Source organism: Micromonospora sp. R77, from assembly GCF_022747945.1.
Classification (GTDB): Bacteria; Actinomycetota; Actinomycetes; order Mycobacteriales; family Micromonosporaceae; genus Micromonospora.
On sequence record NZ_JALDST010000001.1, the window covers coordinates 4,481,751 to 4,500,015 of the forward strand.

The 18,265-nt window shown below is 75.3% G+C and carries 11 protein-coding genes and 1 pseudogene; 8 read left to right on the plus strand and 4 right to left on the minus strand.

Features of this window, described 5'->3' with window-relative positions:
- The gene (locus tag MRQ36_RS21190; RefSeq protein ID WP_242797986.1) at positions 1–666 is read right to left on the minus strand and encodes a TrkA family potassium uptake protein; all 666 of its coding nucleotides are present in this window, start codon (positions 664–666) and stop codon (positions 1–3) included.
- A 160-nt stretch (positions 667–826) separates the two neighbouring features.
- On the opposite strand from MRQ36_RS21190, the gene MRQ36_RS21195 reads away from it, so the two are divergent.
- The 4 genes from MRQ36_RS21195 to dxs all read left to right on the plus strand — a co-directional run bounded on the left by MRQ36_RS21195 (position 827) and on the right by dxs (position 7,342).
- Positions 827–2,896, plus strand: a complete 2,070-nt coding sequence (locus MRQ36_RS21195; protein ID WP_242797988.1) for an APC family permease — start codon at positions 827–829, stop codon at positions 2,894–2,896.
- Positions 2,893–4,143, plus strand: a complete 1,251-nt coding sequence (locus MRQ36_RS21200; protein ID WP_242797990.1) for a class I SAM-dependent RNA methyltransferase — start codon at positions 2,893–2,895, stop codon at positions 4,141–4,143. Before MRQ36_RS21195 ends, MRQ36_RS21200 begins: the two co-directional genes overlap by 4 nt.
- Before the next feature lie 9 nt (positions 4,144–4,152).
- The gene (locus MRQ36_RS21205; protein ID WP_242797992.1) at positions 4,153–5,322 is read left to right on the plus strand and encodes an anhydro-N-acetylmuramic acid kinase; all 1,170 of its coding nucleotides are present in this window, start codon (positions 4,153–4,155) and stop codon (positions 5,320–5,322) included.
- A gap of 70 nt (positions 5,323–5,392) precedes the next feature.
- On the plus strand, positions 5,393–7,342 hold the full coding sequence (gene dxs, locus MRQ36_RS21210; protein ID WP_242797994.1) for a 1-deoxy-D-xylulose-5-phosphate synthase: 1,950 nt from the start codon (positions 5,393–5,395) through the stop codon (positions 7,340–7,342).
- Between the two features lie 61 nt (positions 7,343–7,403).
- Here dxs and MRQ36_RS21215 read toward each other — a convergent pair whose 3' ends face one another.
- Entirely contained in the window at positions 7,404–8,597 is a 1,194-nt protein-coding gene (locus tag MRQ36_RS21215) for a hypothetical protein (protein WP_242797996.1), read from the minus strand.
- Positions 8,598–8,837: 240 nt separating this feature from the next.
- On the opposite strand from MRQ36_RS21215, the gene MRQ36_RS21220 reads away from it, so the two are divergent.
- Together MRQ36_RS21220 and MRQ36_RS21225 are read left to right on the plus strand one after the other, a co-directional pair.
- The gene (locus MRQ36_RS21220; protein ID WP_374251167.1) at positions 8,838–10,625 is read left to right on the plus strand and encodes a hypothetical protein; all 1,788 of its coding nucleotides are present in this window, start codon (positions 8,838–8,840) and stop codon (positions 10,623–10,625) included.
- Positions 10,589–12,385, plus strand: coding sequence for a hypothetical protein (locus tag MRQ36_RS21225; protein ID WP_242798000.1), 1,797 nt, complete (start codon positions 10,589–10,591; stop codon positions 12,383–12,385). Before MRQ36_RS21220 ends, MRQ36_RS21225 begins: the two co-directional genes overlap by 37 nt.
- 66 nt (positions 12,386–12,451) lie before the next feature.
- On the opposite strand, the gene MRQ36_RS21230 is transcribed toward MRQ36_RS21225, so the two are convergent.
- Positions 12,452–14,308, minus strand: coding sequence for a hypothetical protein (locus MRQ36_RS21230; protein WP_242801270.1), 1,857 nt, complete (start codon positions 14,306–14,308; stop codon positions 12,452–12,454).
- Between the two features lie 118 nt (positions 14,309–14,426).
- Between MRQ36_RS21230 and MRQ36_RS21235 the strand changes: the two genes are divergently transcribed.
- Together MRQ36_RS21235 and MRQ36_RS21240 are read left to right on the plus strand one after the other, a co-directional pair.
- Positions 14,427–15,716, plus strand: coding sequence for a PQQ-binding-like beta-propeller repeat protein (locus tag MRQ36_RS21235; RefSeq protein ID WP_242798002.1), 1,290 nt, complete (start codon positions 14,427–14,429; stop codon positions 15,714–15,716).
- Between the two features lie 323 nt (positions 15,717–16,039).
- A pseudogene (locus MRQ36_RS21240) lies at positions 16,040–16,588 on the plus strand (PQQ-binding-like beta-propeller repeat protein); the annotation flags it as partial.
- Positions 16,589–16,987: 399 nt separating this feature from the next.
- Here MRQ36_RS21240 and MRQ36_RS21245 read toward each other — a convergent pair.
- The gene (locus MRQ36_RS21245; protein ID WP_242798004.1) at positions 16,988–18,181 is read right to left on the minus strand and encodes a C39 family peptidase; all 1,194 of its coding nucleotides are present in this window, start codon (positions 18,179–18,181) and stop codon (positions 16,988–16,990) included.
- Positions 18,182–18,265 lie beyond the last annotated feature (84 nt).

Genomic DNA, 18,265 nt, shown 5'->3' on the forward strand with positions numbered 1-18,265 from the left:
TCAGTGCCCTCCTTCCGGCGGCGTCGCCGCCACCGACGTGACCGAGGCGACGATGTCGTCGGTCACCAGCATGAAGACCTGGTCGCCCTCCTGCACCACCGTGGAGGCGGTGGGCAGTGTGCCGATCCCGAACCGGATCAGGTACGCCACCCGGGCCCCGGCCGACTCCTCCAGCTGCCGCAGCGGCCGGCCGATCCAGTCCTTGTGCACCGGCACCTCGAGGATCGACACGGTGCTGGTCGGGTCGCGGAAGATCTCCACGTTGCCCTCGGGGACCAGGTGCCGCAGCATCCGGTCGGCGGTCCACCGGACGGTGGCCACGGTGGGGATGCCGAGCCGTTCGTAGACCTGGGCGCGGCGCTGGTCGTAGATCCGGGCGGCGACCCGGGACACGCCGAACGTCTCGCGGGCCAGCCGGGCCGAGATGATGTTCGAGTTGTCGCCGCTGGAGACCGCGGCGAAGGCGTCCGCCCGCTCGATGCCGGCCTGGCGCAGCACCTCACCGTCGAAGCCGGCCCCGGTGACGGTGATGCCGGCGAAGTCGGGACTGAGGCGGCGGAACGCGTCGGAGTCCTGGTCGATCACCGCCACCGAGTGTCCCCGGGCCTCCAGGCTGTGCGCGAGGGTCGACCCGACCCGGCCGCAGCCCATGATCACGACATGCACGGTGTGTCCGCTCCTCCCACGGTGCCGCCCGGCGGGCCCGTCGTCTGCGAGCCTGCCACGTTCCCGCCGCCGACGGCGACCGACCGTACCGCGTGCGTGCCCGCGAGGGTGATCAGGCTCCCCCGCCGGAGTGGGGCGGGTGGTCGTACCCTTAGCGCTTGTGGCCAGTCCCACCTCGCTGCTGAAGCGACTCCTCGTCGGTCGACCGTTCCGGTCCGACCGGCTCCAACACACCCTCCTGCCCAAGCGCATCGCGCTGCCGGTGTTCGCCTCCGACGCCCTGTCCAGCGTCGCGTACGCGCCCGACGAGATCCTGCTGACGCTCTCCATCGCGGGTGCCTCGGCGTTCCTCTTCTCGCCGTGGATCGCCCTCGCGGTCGTGGTGGTCATGCTCACCGTGGTGGCCAGCTACCGGCAGAACGTGCACGCCTACCCCTCCGGCGGCGGTGACTACGAAGTGGCGACGGTCAACCTCGGGCCGCGGGCCGGCCTCGCGGTCGGCAGCGCGCTGCTGGTCGACTACGTGCTGACGGTCGCCGTGTCGACCGCCTCGGGGGTGGCCAACCTCGGCTCGGTGGTGCCCTTCGTGGCCACCCACAAGGTGCTGATCGCGGTCGGCGCGGTGGTGCTGCTGACCGCGATGAACCTGCGCGGCCTGCGCGAGTCGGGCACCGCCTTCGCGATCCCCACGTACGGCTTCGTGATCGTGATCGGCGGGATGATCCTCACCGGGCTGTTCCGGGTGTTCATCCTCGGCGACGAGCTGCGCGCGCCCAGCGCGGGGCTGGAGATCCGGCCCGAACACAGCGTCGCCGGGTTCGCCCTGATCTTCCTGCTGCTGCGCACCTTCTCCTCGGGCTGCGCGGCGCTCACCGGCGTGGAGGCCATCTCCAACGGCGTGCCCGCGTTCAAGGCCCCCAAGTCGAAGAACGCCGCGACCACCCTGCTGCTGCTCGGCGTCATCGCGGTGAGCATGCTGGTCGGCATCATCTGGCTGGCCCGGCTCACCGGTCTCCAGTTCGTCGAGGACCCGTCGCAGATCATCTCCGGCCCCGACGGGTACGTGCAGAAGACGGTCACCACCCAGCTCGGCGAGACGGTCTTCGGCAACGGCTCGGTGCTGCTGTACGTGGTCGCCGGGATGACCGCGCTGATCCTCTTCCTCGCCGCGAACACCGCCTTCAACGGCTTCCCGGTGCTCGGCTCGATCCTCGCCCAGGACCGCTACCTGCCCCGACAGCTGCACACCCGGGGCGACCGGCTGGCCTTCTCCAACGGCATCGTCTTCCTGGCCATCTCGGCGATCGTGCTGATCGTCGGTTTCCAGGCCGAGGTGACCCGGCTGATCCAGCTCTACATCGTCGGGGTGTTCGTCTCGTTCACCCTCTCCCAGGCCGGCATGATCCGGCACTGGAACCGGCACCTGCGGACCGAGCGGGACCCGGCGGCGCGCAACCGGATGATCCGCTCCCGGGCGATCAACGGGTTCGGCATGGCGCTGACCGGCATCGTGCTGGTCATCGTGCTGATCACCAAGTTCCTGCTCGGCGCGTGGATCGCGATCGCCGCGATGGCGGTGATCTATGTGCTGATGCTGGCCATCCGCCGGCACTACGACCGGGTCGCCGCCGAGCTGGAACCCACCGAGGCGCGGGGCGTGCTGCCCGCCCGCAACCACGCGATCGTGCTGGTCAGCAAGCTGCACCAGCCGACCCTGCGGGCCATCGCGTACGCCCGGGCGACCCGGCCGGACACGCTGACCGCGGTGACGGTGAACGTGGACGAGAAGGACACCCGGGCCCTCCAGGAGGACTGGGAGCGCCGGGAGCTGCCGGTGCCGCTGACCGTGGTCGACTCGCCGTACCGGGAGATCACCCGGCCGATCCTCAACTTCGTCGCCTCCGTCCGCCGGGAGTCGCCCCGCGACGTGGTCACCGTCTTCATCCCGGAGTACGTGGTGGGCCGCTGGTGGGAGAACCTGCTGCACAACCAGAGCGCGCTGCGGCTCAAGGGGCGGCTGCTGTTCGAACCGGGCGTGATGGTGACCAGCGTGCCGTGGCAGCTCGCCTCGACGGCCAGCAAGAACCTGGAGCGCATGGACGCCACCCTCACCCGGGGGCCGGCGCGCGGGCCCCGGGTCGCCCCGCGCAGCACCCTGCCGCCCGCCGTCCCGCCGGTGGTCTCCGCCCCGCCGGGGGAGAGCGGCCCGACGACCGGAGGCCACGCATGAGGATCGGGAACGCCGACGCGGCGAACGGGGAGCGACCCGGGCTGGAGGAGGCCGAGCGGGTCGAGCTGACCGTCGACGCCGTCGCTCCCGGTGGGCACTGCGTGGCCCGGCACGACGGCCAGGTGGTCTTCGTCCGGCACGCGCTGCCCGGCGAGCGGGTGGTGGCCGAGGTGACCGAGCTGCACCGGGGCTTCGCCCGGGCCGACGCGGTCGAGGTGCTGACCGCGTCGGCGGACCGGGTCGAGCCGCCCTGCCCGTACGCGAAGCCGGGCCGCTGCGGCGGCTGCGACCTGCAGCACGTGGCGCCCGCCGCGCAGCTGGCCTGGAAGACCGACGTGGTGCGGGAGCAGCTCACCCGGCTGGGCGGGCTGACCGACGCCGAGCTGGACGCCCTCGCGGTCCGGGTCGAGCCGCTGCCCGGTGGTCCGCTCGGCTGGCGGTCCCGGGTCCGGTACGCGGTCGACGCCGCCGGCCGGGCCGGCCTGCTCAAGCACCGCTCGCACGAGGTGGTGCCGATCGACCGTTGCCTGATCGCCCACCCGGCGATCCAGGAGCTGCCGGTGCTCGGCCCGGCCCGGTGGCCGGACGCGGAGGCCGTCGAGACGGTCGCGTCCACCGGCGGCGACGTCCACGTGGCCACCGTCACCGAGGGGGTGCCGACCGGCGTCAGCGGGCCCCGGACGGTCCGCGAGGTGGCGGCCGGCCGGAACTGGCAGGTGCCCGCCGCCGGCTTCTGGCAGGTCCACCCGGCCGCGGCGGACACCCTGGTCGGCGCGGTCGTCGACCTGCTCGACCCGCAGCCGGGCGAGTCGGCCTGGGACCTCTACGGCGGTGCCGGGCTCTTCGCCGCCGCGCTCGCCGGCCGGGTCGGCGACGCCCGGGTCACCCTGGTCGAGGCGTCCGAGCAGGGCGTCACCGCGGCCCGGGAGAACCTGGCCGACCTGCCCCGGGTGGAGGTGGTGGCCGCCCGGGTGGAGACGGCGCTGGCCCGGCGCCGGGTCACCGGTCCGGTCGACCTGGTGGTGCTGGACCCGCCGCGCTCCGGCGCGGGCGCCCCGGTGGTGCGGGACATCGCCGCCGCCCGGCCGCGTGCCGTGGCGTACGTGGCCTGTGACCCGGCCGCCTTCGCCCGGGACGTACGCACCTTCGCCGGACTGGGCTGGCGGCTGGCCGCACTGCGCGGGTTCGACCTGTTCCCGATGACCCAGCACGTCGAGCTGGTCGGCCTCCTGCTGCCGTCGGGCTAGCCTGGCCGGATGAAGATCGTCGGGCTGATGTCGGGCACCTCCTACGACGGGGTGGACGTGGTGGCCGCCGAGTTCACCGCGGACGGGGAGACGCTCACGCTGCGCCCGCTCGGGCACCGCGGCCTCGACTACGACGACGGGCTGCGGACGCAGATCGCCGCGCTGCTGCCGCCCGCCGCCACCACGATCGACGCCGTCTGCCGGCTCGACAACCGGCTCGGGGAGGTCTTCGCCGAGGCGGCGGCGGTCGGCGTCGAGCTCGCCGGGGGTGCGGCCGACATGGTCGTGTCGCCGGGGCAGACCGTCTTCCACTGGGTGGAGGCGGGTCGGGTCCACGGCACCCTCCAGCTCGGCGCGCCGGCCCGGGTGGCCGCCCGGGTGGGCGTACCGGTGCTCAGTGACCTGCGCTCGGCGGACGTGGCGGCCGGCGGGCAGGGCGCGCCGCTGGTCCCGGCCTTCGACGCGCTGCTGCTCGGCGCGGACCCGGAGGGCGTCGGGCCGCGGGCGGCGCTCAACCTCGGCGGCATCGCGAACCTCACCGTGGTCGCGCCCGGCGCTCCCGTCCTCGGGTACGACGTCGGCCCCGCCAACGCGCTGCTCGACGCCGCCGCCCGGCGCTTCCTCGACCGGCCCTGCGACCTCGACGGCGCCCGGGCGGCGGCCGGCCGGGTGCACCCCGGCCTGCTCGACCTGCTGCTGGCCGAGCCCTACTATGCCGCCGCCCCGCCCAAGTCGACCGGGAAGGAGCTGTTCCACGGCGGCTACCTGGACGGGAAGCTGGCCGCGTTGGGTGAGCCGGTGTCCGCCGACGACGTGCTCGCCACGCTCACCGAGCTGACCGCCCGCACGGTGGCCGACGCCTGCGACCGGCACCGGGTCACCGAGGTGGTCGCCGCCGGCGGCGGGGTGCGCAATCCCACACTCCTGGGCCGGCTGGCCGCCCTCGGCGCGGGTCGCCGGCGGTTGCGGACCAGCGACGAGCTGGGCATGCCGGCGCAGGCCAAGGAGGCGTACGCCTTCGCCCTGCTCGGCTGGCTCTCCTGGCACGGTCTGCCAGGGGCGATCCCGTCGGTGACCGGGGCCCGGCGGGCCGCGGTGCTCGGCTCCTGGACCCCGGCCGGGCCGGCCCGGGACGCCACCGGGACGCCGGCGCCGCGCCGGCTGCTGATCGAGCCCTGACCACCGCGCCGGCCTGCGGTGATCCACGGCCGAGCTGCGCGTTGGGGGACGGCCGATAGACTCTTCCGTCATGAGTGTTGAAGAGGGCACGGCCAACCACGGTCGGCTGCTGGGCACCGTCCGCGGTCCGCAGGACGTCAAGCGGATGACCGTCGAGCAGCTGGACATCCTCGCCGCCGAGATCCGTGACTTCCTGATCGCCAAGGTCTCCCGCACCGGCGGGCACGTCGGCCCCAACCTGGGCGTGGTGGAGCTGACCCTCGCCATGCACCGGGTCTTCGACTCCCCGCGGGACCGGCTGCTGTTCGACACCGGCCACCAGTCGTACGTGCACAAGATCCTCACCGGCCGGCAGGACGGCTTCGACAAGCTCCGCCAGCGCGGTGGCCTCTCCGGCTACCCGAGCCAGGCCGAGAGCGAGCACGACCTGATCGAGAACTCGCACGCCTCCACCGCCCTGTCCTACGCCGACGGGCTGGCCAAGGCGTACGCCCTGCGCGGCGAGCCGCGCAGCGTGGTCGCCGTGGTCGGTGACGGCGCGCTGACCGGCGGCATGTGCTGGGAGGCGCTGAACAACATCGCCACCGCCGGGAACCCGCTGGTGATAGTGGTCAACGACAACGGCCGCTCCTACTCGCCGACCATCGGCGGCCTCGCCGACCACCTCTCCTCGCTGCGGCTCAACCCCGGCTACGAGAAGGTGCTCGACACCGTCAAGGACGCCCTCGGCAACACGCCCTTCGTCGGCAAGCCGATGTACGAGGTGCTGCACGCGGTCAAGAAGGGCATCAAGGACGCGGTCGCCCCGCAGGCGATGTTCGAGGACCTCGGCATCAAGTACGTCGGCCCGGTCGACGGCCACGACATCGCCGCCGTCGAGTCGGCGCTGCGCGCCGCGAAGAACTTCGGCGGCCCGGTGATCGTGCACGCGGTCACCCGCAAGGGCTACGGCTACCGCGCCGCCGAGGAGGACGAGGCGGACCGCCTGCACGGCCCGGGCGGCGCGTTCGACATCGAGACCGGCAAGCTGCTCGCCGCCCCGTCGGTGAAGTGGACCCACGTCTTCGCCGACGAGCTGGTGAAGGTCGCCGACGAGCGGCCCGACGTGGTGGGCATCACCGCCGCGATGGCCGAGCCGACCGGCATCGCCACCCTCGCCCGCAAGTACCCGGAGCGGGTCTACGACGTGGGCATCGCCGAGCAGCACGCCGCCACCTCGGCGGCCGGCCTGGCGCTCGGTGGCCTGCACCCGGTGGTGGCGGTCTACGCGACCTTCCTCAACCGGGCCTTCGACCAGGTCCTGCTCGACGTGGCGATGCACAAGCTGCCGGTGACCTTCGTGCTGGACCGGGCCGGCATCACCGGCCCCGACGGGCCCAGCCACTACGGCATCTGGGACATGTCGGTCTTCGGCGTGGTGCCGGGCCTGCGGATCGCCGCGCCCCGCGACGCCGGCACGCTCCGCGAGGAGTTGCGCGAGGCGGTCGCCGTGGACGACGGCCCGACCATCCTGCGCTTCCCGACCGGCACCGTCGCCGCCGACCTGCCGGCCGTGCGCCGGGTCGGCCCGGTCGACGTGCTGGCCGAGTCGGCGCGTACCGACGTGCTGCTGGTCGCGGTCGGCTCCTTCGCCGGCCTGGGCATGGAGGTCGCCGCCCGGGTCGCCGAGCACGGCTACGGGGTCACCGTGGTCGACCCGCGCTGGGTCCGCCCGGTCCCGGCCGAACTGGTCGAGCTGGCCGCCGGCCACCGGCTCGTGGTCACCGTCGAGGACGGCGTCCGGGTCGGCGGTGTCGGCGACGCGCTCGCCCAGGCGATGCGGGACGCCGACGTCCGGGTGCCGCTGCGCGACCTCGGCGTACCGGCCGACTGGCACCCGCACGGCACCCGCGCGCAGATCCTGGCCGACCTCGGCCTCACCGCGCAGGACGTGGCCCGGGACGTGACCGGCTGGATCTCCCGCCTGGACGCCCAGCCCGTCGAGTCGGTGCCGCGCGACCAGGCCGGCGCCACCAACTGACGACAGCGCACGGACGGGCGGCCCTCGGATCTCCGGGGGCCGCCCGCCCGTCGTCTCCGCCTCAGCGGCCGCCCACGGACCGGTACCAGGTCTTGTCCTCGCCGGCCAGGCTGAACGTCTGCGTCGTCGCCCCCTGCGGCACCACCACCAGGCCCGGCCGGTCCACCAGGCGGGTGGTGCCCGGCGGCACGGCCAGGGAGGCGGACCGGCTGGCCCGCCAACTCAGCACCACCAGCGGTTGCCCCGGCACCGGCAGCAGATAGGTCTGGAGCGTGGTGGCCCGCTCGGCGGGGGAGAACACCGGGGCCCCGCCACCGGCCGGACGGTAGACCGCCGCGGTCATCGTGCCGGTGGCGCTCTCCCAGCTGAGCTGCTCCAGCTCGCCCGGCTCGCCGCTGCTCAGGGCGACCTCGCCCAGCGAGCGGACGGTCAACTCCGCCATCGGCCAGGACTCCGGCACGGCTCCGGGGGCGTCCCGGTCCCCGATCCGGCGCGGCAGGCTGCCGAACGGACCCCGCTCGCCGGCCAGCAGGCAGGTGTCCAGCCCGGTCAGCGCCCGCCGGCCGGTGCCCGCCTCGTCCCGGACCAGCGGATAGCGCGGATCCGCGATGCCCGTACCCAGGTCGAGCAGGCGGTCCGCGGCCCGGCCGCGCGGCAGCGACCAGGTGGCCCGCAGCGTCGCGGTGACCGGCACGGCCCGGCAGGCGGGCACCGCGACCGGCTCGGTGAGCCCGTCGGTGCCGGTCAGGACCCGGCCGTCCGGCCCGAGCAGCCGCTCGACCCGGTTCGAGGTGAGATAGCGCCGGCCCTCGGCGAGCTGCACCGGCAGCACGTCGGAATAGACCAGGTAGCCGGGGTCGGTGTACTCGGTGGCCCGGCTGACCCGCCAGCCGTCGCCGTCGCCGGCCAGTTGCAGCAGCCAGGAGGCGCTCTCGCCGGGCACGTCGGCGGCGACCAGGGCCAGTTTCGCGCCGCCGGCCCGACCCGACCAGAGGATGCCCGAGGAGGGCAGGTGCGCGCGGTCGTCGACCGGTGAGCGCCAGTCGCGGACCGCCCGGGTCAGCGCGGCCGTCGCCGCCGCGTCACCGGCCAGGTCGCCGCGCGGCGGCCACACCTTCAGGGTGCCGTCCAGGCTGTCGTAGCCGACCGGCAGCACCGCGGCCTGCCGGTCGGCGACCGGCCCGCAGGCCGGCAGCGCCAGCGCCACGGCGAGCAGGGTGGTGGCCGTCGTGCCGCGCCGGCGGGCTGAAGCCACCTGTCCGCCCCCGATCGCGTCGCCGGTCGTGTTTTCGAAGCCACATGGTACGAGATGTCCGGTCGGTCGACCGCGCCCACCTCGCCCGTCTCGGCCCTCCACAACGGACGGTCGGTGCGTTTCGTACCTGATCACCGGCTCGGGTAGACTCCGCCGACTGTGACCTCTGCCGAGCCCCGTGTCGAGTCCCGGCCCGACGCCCGCGCCGGCTCCGAGCCCGTCACCACCCCGGACCCCCCGGTGCCGCCGGCCGCCGACGCGCAGCCGGTCGCGGTGCCCCGCCGGTGGCGGTGGACCCCCCGCCGGCAGGACCTCGCCGCGTACGCCGCCTTCCTGCTCGCCGCGCTCTGGGTGACCAGCCGCATCTGGGCCGACCCGGCCGGCCGGGTGGCGTCGCTCTACAGCAGCGACCCGGCCCAGGTGCAGTTCTTCCTCGCCCACTCGGTCCGGGTCGTGCTGCACGGCGAGTTCCCGTTCTATACCGACCGGTTCAACTATCCGGACGGCGTGAACCTGATGGCGAACACCGCCATCCTCGCGCTCGGCATCCCGATGGTGCCGGTCACCCTCCTGTTCGGACCGGCGGTCTCCTTCGTGACGCTGGTGACCCTGGGCCTCGCCGGCACCGCCGCCGCCTGGTACCGGGTGCTCTCCCGGCGCGTCGTCCGGACCCGGCTGGCCGCCGCCGTGGGCGCCTGGTTCTGCGGGTTCTCCCCGGCGATGCTGTCGCACGCCAACTGGCACCCCAACATCATCAGCCAGTTCCTGCTGCCGTTCATCGTCTGGCGGGTGATCGTGCTCACCCGCAGCAGCCGGCCGGTACGCGACGGCGCGCTGCTCGCCCTGCTGGTCACCGGGCAGGCGTTCATCAACGAGGAGATCCTGCTCTTCACCGCGCTGGCCTGCGGCGTCTTCCTGCTCGCCGTACTGGCCCAGCGGCACCGGCTGTGGGCCGCCGGGTGGCGTCCGCTCGGCACCGGGCTGGCCGTCTGCGCGGTGCTCGCCGGGGCGCTGCTGGCGTACCCGCTGTGGGTGCAGTTCGCCGGGCCGATGGCGTACCACGGGCTCAGCGACACGGTCCGCGACTACGGCAACGACATCGCCGCCTTCTTCGCCCCCGGCTCGCCCACCCTCGGCGGCAACGAGCGGGCCAACGTCAACCTGGCCCCGAACTACTCCGAGGAGAACGCCTTCTTCGGCTGGAGCCTCTCCCTGCTGACCGTCGGCATCGTGCTCTGGCTGCGGCGGGAGGTCGTCGTCCGGGCGCTGGCGGTGACCGGGGTGCTCTTCGCCGTGCTCTCCCTCGGCGAGCGGATCTCCTGGTGGGACCGGGACCTCGGCGTCGGACCGTGGGAGCTGCTGGTCCGGCTGCCGCTGCTCGACGCGGTGGTGCCCACCCGGTTCGGCCTGATCACCGGGGTGGTGATCGCCGTGCTGCTGGCCCTCGCGGTGGACCGGGCCTGGACGCTGCGCGGCGCCGAGCGGCGTACCGTGCGGACCCTCACGGTCGCCGGTCTGGTCCTCGCGCTGCTGCCGATCGCCCCGCTGCCGCTGCGGGTCACCGACCGCCCGCCGGTGCCTCGCTTCATCACCGCCGACCGCTGGCGGGAGTACGTCGGCCCGGACCAGACCCTGGTCCCGGTGCCCGTGCCGAGCATGGGCAACACGCACGGGATGCGCTGGGCGGCCAGCACCGACCTGGACTTCCGGATCCCCGGCGGGTATTTCCTCGCCCCGCGCAACGGGGTGACCGGCGACCCGGGGCGCTTCGGCGGCCGACCCAGCGGGATCGGTGAGCTGCTGGCGGAGGTGGCCACCACCGGCCGTACCCCCAGACTGGACGACCGGCAGCGCCGCCGCTGCCTGGACGAGTTGCGCCACTGGCGGGCCGCGGTCGTGGTGCTGCCACTGGCGCAGCAGAACGCCGAACCGCTGCGCCGTACGGTCGAGCAGTTGGTCGGGCCCGCCCGGCAGGAGCTGGACGTGTGGGTGTGGGACGTCCGGACACCGACCTCGCCGTCGGCCTGAGCGACGCCGCGCCCGCGCCGGCCGCCGGGCCGTCGCGGGACCGCCCGCCGCGCCGACTGCCGCGCCCCGTCGACGCCCTCGTGGTCGCCGGCTACCTCGCGCTGGCCGTGCTGCTCACCGCCGGCCAGTGGCGTCGCCCCGACCGCCTCTTCCACCAGGCCGGCGACCAGATGCTCTTCGAGTGGATGCTGGCCCGGGCGGCGCGGGCGGTGACCGGCGCGGAGAACCCGCTGCACAGCGGCGCGCTCAACGCCCCGCACGGGGTGAACCTGATGGCCAACACCTCGGTGCTCGGCCTCGGCGTGCCGCTGGCCCCGGTGACGTGGCTCTTCGGCTCCCAGGTCACCTTCCTGGTGGCCGTGGTGCTCTGCCTCGCCGGCACCGCCACCGCCTGGTACGCGCTGCTGGCCCGCCGGCTGGTCCGCTCCCGGGTCGCCGCGGCGGTCGGCGGCCTCTGCTGCGGCTTCGCCCCCGGCATGGTCGCCCAGGCCGGAGCGCACCTGCACATGGCCGCCCAGTTCCTCGTCCCGGTGATCCTCGGGCTGCTCTTCCGGCCCGGGACGGACCGGGTCCGCCGGCACGGCGTGCTGCTCGGGCTGGCCGTGGCGTACCAGGTCTTCCTCGGTGAGGAGGTGCTGGTCTTCCTCACGTTGGCGGCAGCGGTGTTCGCCGGGGCGTACGCGCTGGCCGACCGGGCGGCGGCCCGCCGGGCGGCACCGGTGGTGGCCCGCCGGCTGGGGGTGGCCGCGCTGGTGGCGGCGGTGCTGCTGGCGTACCCGCTCTGGTTCCAGTTCTTCGGGCCCGGCCACTACCAGGGCATGCCGTTCTTCACCCGGGGCTACCGGCTGGACGGCGCCTCGTTCGTCGCGAGCGCGCGGCAGACCGTCGTGGGCGACGGGCACCGGGCCGGCCTGCTGGCACCGAACGCGACCGAGGAGAACTCCTTCTTCGGCCCGCTGCTGCCGCTGCTCGCCGTGCTGGTGGTGGTCCGGCTGTGGCGGCGCCCGCTGGTCCGCGCGCTGGCCGCCTGCGGTCTGCTCTTCGCCCTGCTGGCCCTCGGCACCCCGATCCGGCTGGACCGCTCCGAGACCGGGCTGCCCGGGCCGTACCGGCTGGTGGCCGGGCTGCCGCTGCTCGACCTGGTGGTGCCGGCCCGGTTCGCGCTGGTCTGCGTGCCGGTGCTGGGGGTGCTGCTGGCCCTCGCGGTGGACCGGCTGCCGGGCCGGCCGGCGCGCGGCTGGCTGCCGTGGGCCGGCGCGGTCACCGCCGCGCTGATCCCGCTGGTGCCCACCCCGATCCGCGCCGTGCCGGCCCCGCCGGTGCCGGCCTTCGTCACCGGTGCCGGCTGGCGGGAGTACGTGCCGCCGGGGCGGACCCTGGTGCCGGTGCCCCCGGTCACCGGGGCGGCGGCCAGCCCGGCCACGTTCTGGCAGGCGCGCACCCGGCTGGCCTTCGACGCCCCGGGCGGGTTCTTCATCGGCCCCAGCTCGGCCGACGACCCGACGGCCCGCTGGGGTGCGCCGGACCGGCCCACCTCGCTGCTGTTGCGCCGGGTGGCGGAGACCGGTCAGGTGCCCGTGGTCACCGACGCCGACCGGCGGCGGGCGGTCGAGGACCTGCGGCACTGGCGGGCGGCCGTGCTGGTGCAGGCCGACTCGGCGCCGACCGACCCGGTCCGGTCCACCGTGGACGCGCTGGTCGGCCCCGGCCGCGACGTGTCCGGCGCGCACATCTGGGACGTCCGTCCGCTCGTCGGCTGACCCGCGCGGCGGGGTTGTCAACAGGGGGCCCCTGCTCTACCGGAGGCGTTAACAGGGGGCCCGGCCTTACACCTCGGCGCGGACGTCCCAGAGCCAGACGTCGTCGACGCGGCGGGGCGGGCCGAGCAGGGCGGTCATCAGCTCCCGCAGCACCGCCTCGCGCGGGTTGGCGCCGAGCACCACCACCGACGCCTTCCAGAAGCGCAGGTCCTCGAGCGCCTGGCGGCGGTTCTCGTCGGTCACCGGCGCGACCCGGTTCGCGTCCATGGTGGCGTAGATCAGGGTGCTGGTCGGCCGGTTCGGTGCCCCGAAGACGCCCTCGCCGGCCTCGTTCGGGCCGATGAAGTAGCCGCCCGGGATCGGGAACTCCTGCCCGGTCAGCGCGCTCCAGCGCAGCGTGGGCAGGCCGTGCACGTTGCTCGGGATCGGCACCGGCACCAGGGTCCGGCCGGCCGGGACGTAACCGCGCCACCCGCCGGCCGTGATGAAGTGCGGCGGCGGGTCGATCCGCTGGGCGGGCAGCGGCCGGGGGACCAGCGGCAGCAGCGCGAGGACGATGGCGGCGTACCCGACGGGCCGCAGCCAGCGCCGCGCCGTCCGCGTGGTCGGCGGGGCGCTCTCCGGCGCGGCGCTCTCGGTTGCCGGGGCGGGGCGGGGCGTGGGCACCGGGGGGCGACGGTTGCCGGCCAGGGCGTCCCAGGCCAGCGCCAGCAGCACGCCGATCGCGCCGGCCACCACCAGGGTGAGCCGGGTCGGCATCATCATCTCGACCAGCGGCAGGTCGTCCGGTACGTACGCCCACGGGCCGTCGACGGCGGTCTCCACGCCGTTCAGCCGCACCTTCGGGCCGATCGCGGCGACGCTGAAGACCACCACCAGCACCGCGACGATCCGGGCGGGCAGCGAGCGGCGGACCAGCAGCACCAGGGCGACCAGCGCGACCAGCACCAGCGGCCAGCCGAACCAGGTGTTCTGCTCGGTCAGCCCGATGGTCTTCTCCACCGCCTCGTCGCCGGCCACGGTGTCCCGGGCGAAGGTGACGAAAGCGGCCAGGTCCTCGCCCCAGCTGTGGAACACCCCGCCCTGCAGCCCCCGGTAGGACTGCGGGCCGTTGAACTGGAACCAGATCGGGTAGGCGGTCAGCAGCAGGGTCAGCGCGCCGCCCACACCCCCGGCGGCGAGGAAGGTGCCGGCCCGCGCCCACGCCGCCCGCGGCCGCTGCACCGCGTACGCGACCACGACGACCAGGCAGGCCAGCGCGGTGAGCAGCAGCATCTCCTCGTTGATGAAGATCTGGTACGCCACCAGCAGCCCGAGCGCGATCCCGTTGCGCCGCCACCGGCCCGGCTCGCCCAGCCGCAGCACCCGGGACACGATCAGCGGCAGCAGGAAGTTGCTGGCGAAGTTGGGCTGCCCGTTGGCGTGGTGCACGACGCCGGGGGCGAAGCCGAGGAACGCGCCGCCCACGAAGGCCGCCCCGCGCGAGCGCACCAGGTGCCGCGACAGCGTCCAGTAGCCGGTGGCCGCCGTCGCCGACAGGGCCGCGCCCAGATAGAGGGCGTACACGACCTGGGGGCCCAGCAGCATGGTCAGCGGCGCGAGCGGCAGGGTCACCCCGAGCAGGGAGGTGTTCGCCATCATGTTCACCCCGTCCGGCGCGTTCTGCCGGGCGGTGAAGAGCGGGTTCTCCAGGTGGCGCACCGAGTAGGCGCCGTGCGCGAAGAGCCACTCGAACCAGCTGTGGTCGGTCGGCAGGTGCGACGAGACCCGGTGCTGGACGTCCACCCAGTAGTTGAGGCAGACGAGAACGCCGAGCACCGCATAGGCTCCGATGGCGAGCACGTCGGCGCGGGCCGGCCGGCGTCGGGCCCGGCGCGGCGGGTCCGTCACGTCGGGTTCGGCCGCGACGGGCGCGGAGTTCAGCGAGGGGTCTACCACCGGCACAGCCACGACGGGCCATCGTACAGGCGGGCCGGGGCGGCTCCGGTCGCAGCGGTGCGTCCCGGGTCGCCGTCCGGCCGGTCGGCGGGAAGGGGTGACCGTGACCGTCATCGATCTGGGTGAGCTCCGGGACGACCCGGTGCCGGAACCGGCGCGCCGGCGGTCCCGGCCCACCGGGCGGCCGTACCGGCTGCTGGGGGTGTTGGCGGTCGCGCTCCTGACGCTCGCCGGGGGCGTCCCACTGGTCGGCTGGCCGGCCGTCGCGGTGCCGGCCCGCCCCGGCGCGAACGTCTTCCTCTCCGGTGACCGGCTCTACCTGATCGAGCCGCCGGACCTGGACCGGAACGAGGGGCGGCGGTTGACCGCGTACCGGATCCCGGCCGCCGGTCCGCCCACGCTGCTGTGGCGCAGCCGGCTCCCCGAGGGGGGCGGTGCGGAGATCGGGCTGCTGGACCGGGGCGGGACGGTAGTGCTGACCGGCCTCTCCGGCGTCGGCGACGACGCGCACCGGACCTTCACCGTGGACGCCCGCACCGGCCGGCCCGGCTGGCAGCAGCCCGGCTTCGCGTTCGAGGCGGTGGACGGCGTGCTGCTGCAGACCTCCGACGCGGACGGGGCGGTCACCGTCCGTCGGGTCGAGCTGCCCTCCGGGCGGGCACTGTGGTCGGTGTCGTCCCCACCGGGCGGCCTCGACTTCGGCTTCGGTCCGGCCGGGATCGACCGGATCGTGCTGTCGTCGTCCGCCGGCGAGGTCGAGGTGCGCGACGCCCGCACCGGCACCCGGCTGGTCGCCCGCGACCTCAGCGCCGGCGGGCCGCGCAGCTGGGAAGGCATCCAACTCGTCGACGGTCTGCTGCTGACGTTCGCGGACAAGGGGGCCACCGTCACCGGCTACGACCTGGACCGGCTGGAGCGACGCTGGACGGCCCGGCTGGACCGGGGTGGCTACCTCTCGCCCTGCGGCACCCTGCTCTGCACTTCTTCGGACACCGGCGGGATGTCGGTGCTCGACCCGGCGACCGGCGCCGTCCGGTGGAGTGATCCGCACTGGCACCAGGTGATGCGGGAGCACGCCGGCCGGTTCCTGGTGACCGCGGCCGACGCCGGCCGGGCGTCCCGGTACGCGGTGGTCGAGTCGGCCACCGGCCGGCCGTTGGCCGAGCTGGGCGGCGACTGGGAGCTGGTGAACCGAGCGGGCCCGGACGATCCGTTGATCGGACTGCGCCGGGGCGCGGACGGCCGGCTGCGGGTGGCGGAGCTGGACCTGACGGCTGCCCGGGCCCAGGTGTTCGCCGCGCCGCCCGGCCTGATCGGTGACTGCCAGGTCGGCGCGGGTGTGCTGGTCTGCCGCCGGATCGACGGCGGCTTCGTGCTGTGGCGGCTGCGGTGACCGTGATCGAGCTGGGCGAGCTGCGGCACGGTGACGAGCCCGAGCCGCCGCCCCGGCCGGGCGGCCGGTCGGCCCGCTGGCCGCGCGGGGCGGCGCTGCTCGCGGTCGTGCTGCTCACCCTGGCCGGTGCCGCCCCCGCCCCGGCCCGGGCCCGGCCGGTGTCGGTGCCCGCCCCGCAGGGGGCCATCTTCCTGCTGCTCGGTGACCGGCTGGTGGTCGCCGACGGGCCGGGCAACGTCGGGAACGGCGGCCGGCTGGTGACCGGGCACCGGCTGCCCGGCGGCGAGCCGCTGTGGCGGTTCACCCTGCCGGCCGGCGACCACGTGCTGGGCCTCACCGACGTGGCCGGTGGGCTGCTGGTGTCGAGCAGCCCGGCCGGTGCCGGCGATCCGGCCGCCACCCTGCTGGACGTCGACTCCGGCGCGGTGCGCTGGCGGCAGGCCGGCTATCTGGTCCGCACCCGGTCCGGCGGCGTGCTCCTGGAGACGCCCAGGGCGGACGGCACCGGAACGGTCCGGGCGGTCGACCCCGCCTCCGGGGCCACCCGCTGGTCGCTACCGATGCCCGACGCCGGGGTCGCCTACCGGGCCGACGGCCGGGGGGCGGCGCAGCTCGTGCTGATCACCGCGGCGGGACGGGTGGCGGTGCACGACGTCGACTCCGGCGCGCTGCTGCGGGCCGGCCGGGTGCCGGCGGCCCCGGACCGGGTGGGCTACCGGTTCGCCCAGGTGGTCGGCGACCTGCTGCTCGTGGACGACGCGCCCGGCGTGGTCACCGCGTACGGGCTGGACGGGTTGGACCGGCGCTGGAGCGTCCCGGTGCGGCCCGAGACGCAGGGCTTCGAGGACTGCGGGGCGGCGGTGTGCCTGCGCGAACAGGTGATCGGTCTGCGCGCGCTCGACCCGGCCACCGGGCGTCCACTCTGGGCGGACGAGGGCCTGGTCGGCGCGATCCCGGCCGGTGGTCGGCTGCTCGCCGCCGAGCTGGTGGCCGGGGCGGAGCTGGAGCTGGTGGTGCGGGACCCGGTGACCGGGCGGGTGGTGGGGCGGCTCGGCCGGTGGCGGGTCCCCCGGGCGCTGCGGGCGGGCGAGCCGCTGCTCGGGTTGCGCCGGATCCCCACCGACCGGGTGCTCGTCGCCGAGCTGGACGTGCCGGCCGGGCGGGCCGGATCCGGACCGTGCTGCCCGGCTCGTGGGACGACTGCGCCGCCGGCCCGGCCGTGCTGGTCTGCCTGCGCGCCTCCGGTGGGCTCGCCGTCTGGCCGGGCTGAGTCACCAGTTGGGCTGGGCGGGGGCCGGCGGCAGCGGCACCGACGGCGGCCGGATGACGTACGTGATCCCGCCGCTGCCGCCCTGCCAGGCCGCCTCGAACCGGTCCCGGTCCACGGTCCGGCGGACCCCCTCGTCGTCCGGCGCGTACGGGTCGTTGAGCACCGGGTCGCCGGTCGCCGTGAAACCGACCAGCACCAGCAGGTGGCCCCGGGTGTCGTAGTCGAGACCGGGCACCTCGCCGCGTCGGAACGCCGCCGAGACGACCAGTGGCACCCCCGCGGCGACGAACTGCTCCGCCTCGGCGAGCCCGCGCAGCCGGGTGACGAAGGCGTCCACCCCGTGCAGCCCGGCCCAGGCGGTGTTGAACGGCCAGTTCCCGGCGCCGGCGTAGGCGTGGTCGTAGCAGCCCCGGGCGGTGTGCACCACCACCGGCCGGGGGCCGGGCGGGCGCACCCAGGCGTACCGGTCCGGGGCGGGGCCGGCGGCCCAGAAGTCCAGCACCATCGCCACGCAGGTGGGGCTGCACCAGGAGTCCCCGCCGCCGCCCCAGCGGGTCTCCCCGCCGGCGTGCAGTCGCTGCGCGTAGCGGGGCACGTCCAGGATCCGCCCCCGGGCCGCCCCGGCGTCCGCGCCGGCGGCCGGCCGGTCGGCCGCGGCGGCGTCTCCGGCGGAGGCCACCACCCCGACGGTACGCAGCACCGGGCCGGCCGCCACGTCGGTGCGGCGGAACAGCGTGACCCGGGTCTGCCAGCCGGTGATCGCGGACCGGTGCGCGCCCATCGTGTCGACCTTCACCCAGGCCGCGTCGTGGGCCTGGCCGGGTACCGAGGTGCGGTGGATCGCCGAGTCGTCGGCGGCCCAGTGGCCCAGCACGTACCAGCCGGTGGAGGGGGTGTCCCCGTGCCAGCCGCGCAGTTCGACCTGTAGCCAGCCGCCCGGCGGGGTGTCGGCGGTCCAGGAGGGGACGAGTTCGTCCACCCCGAAGCCCGCCCACACCACCGGCGAGGTCCAGCTCGCCAGGTCGTAGCGCGCGGAACGGCCGGTGTGCGGGTCGAGATGGTCGCGTTGCCCGGCCGGTACGCCGATCGTCACCCCGTCCGGGACGGCGACCATCCCCTCGGCGGTGCCCCGGTCCAGGTCGGCCGGCAGCCGGAAGCAGCGGTACGCGACGTCCCGCGGGTGCGTTCCGGTCATGGCAGCAGCTCCGTCCGCTCGTCGCCGGCCACCGCGCCCGGCGGGTTGTGGCGGTCGGTGCCGGGAAGCATCGCGTACCCGAAG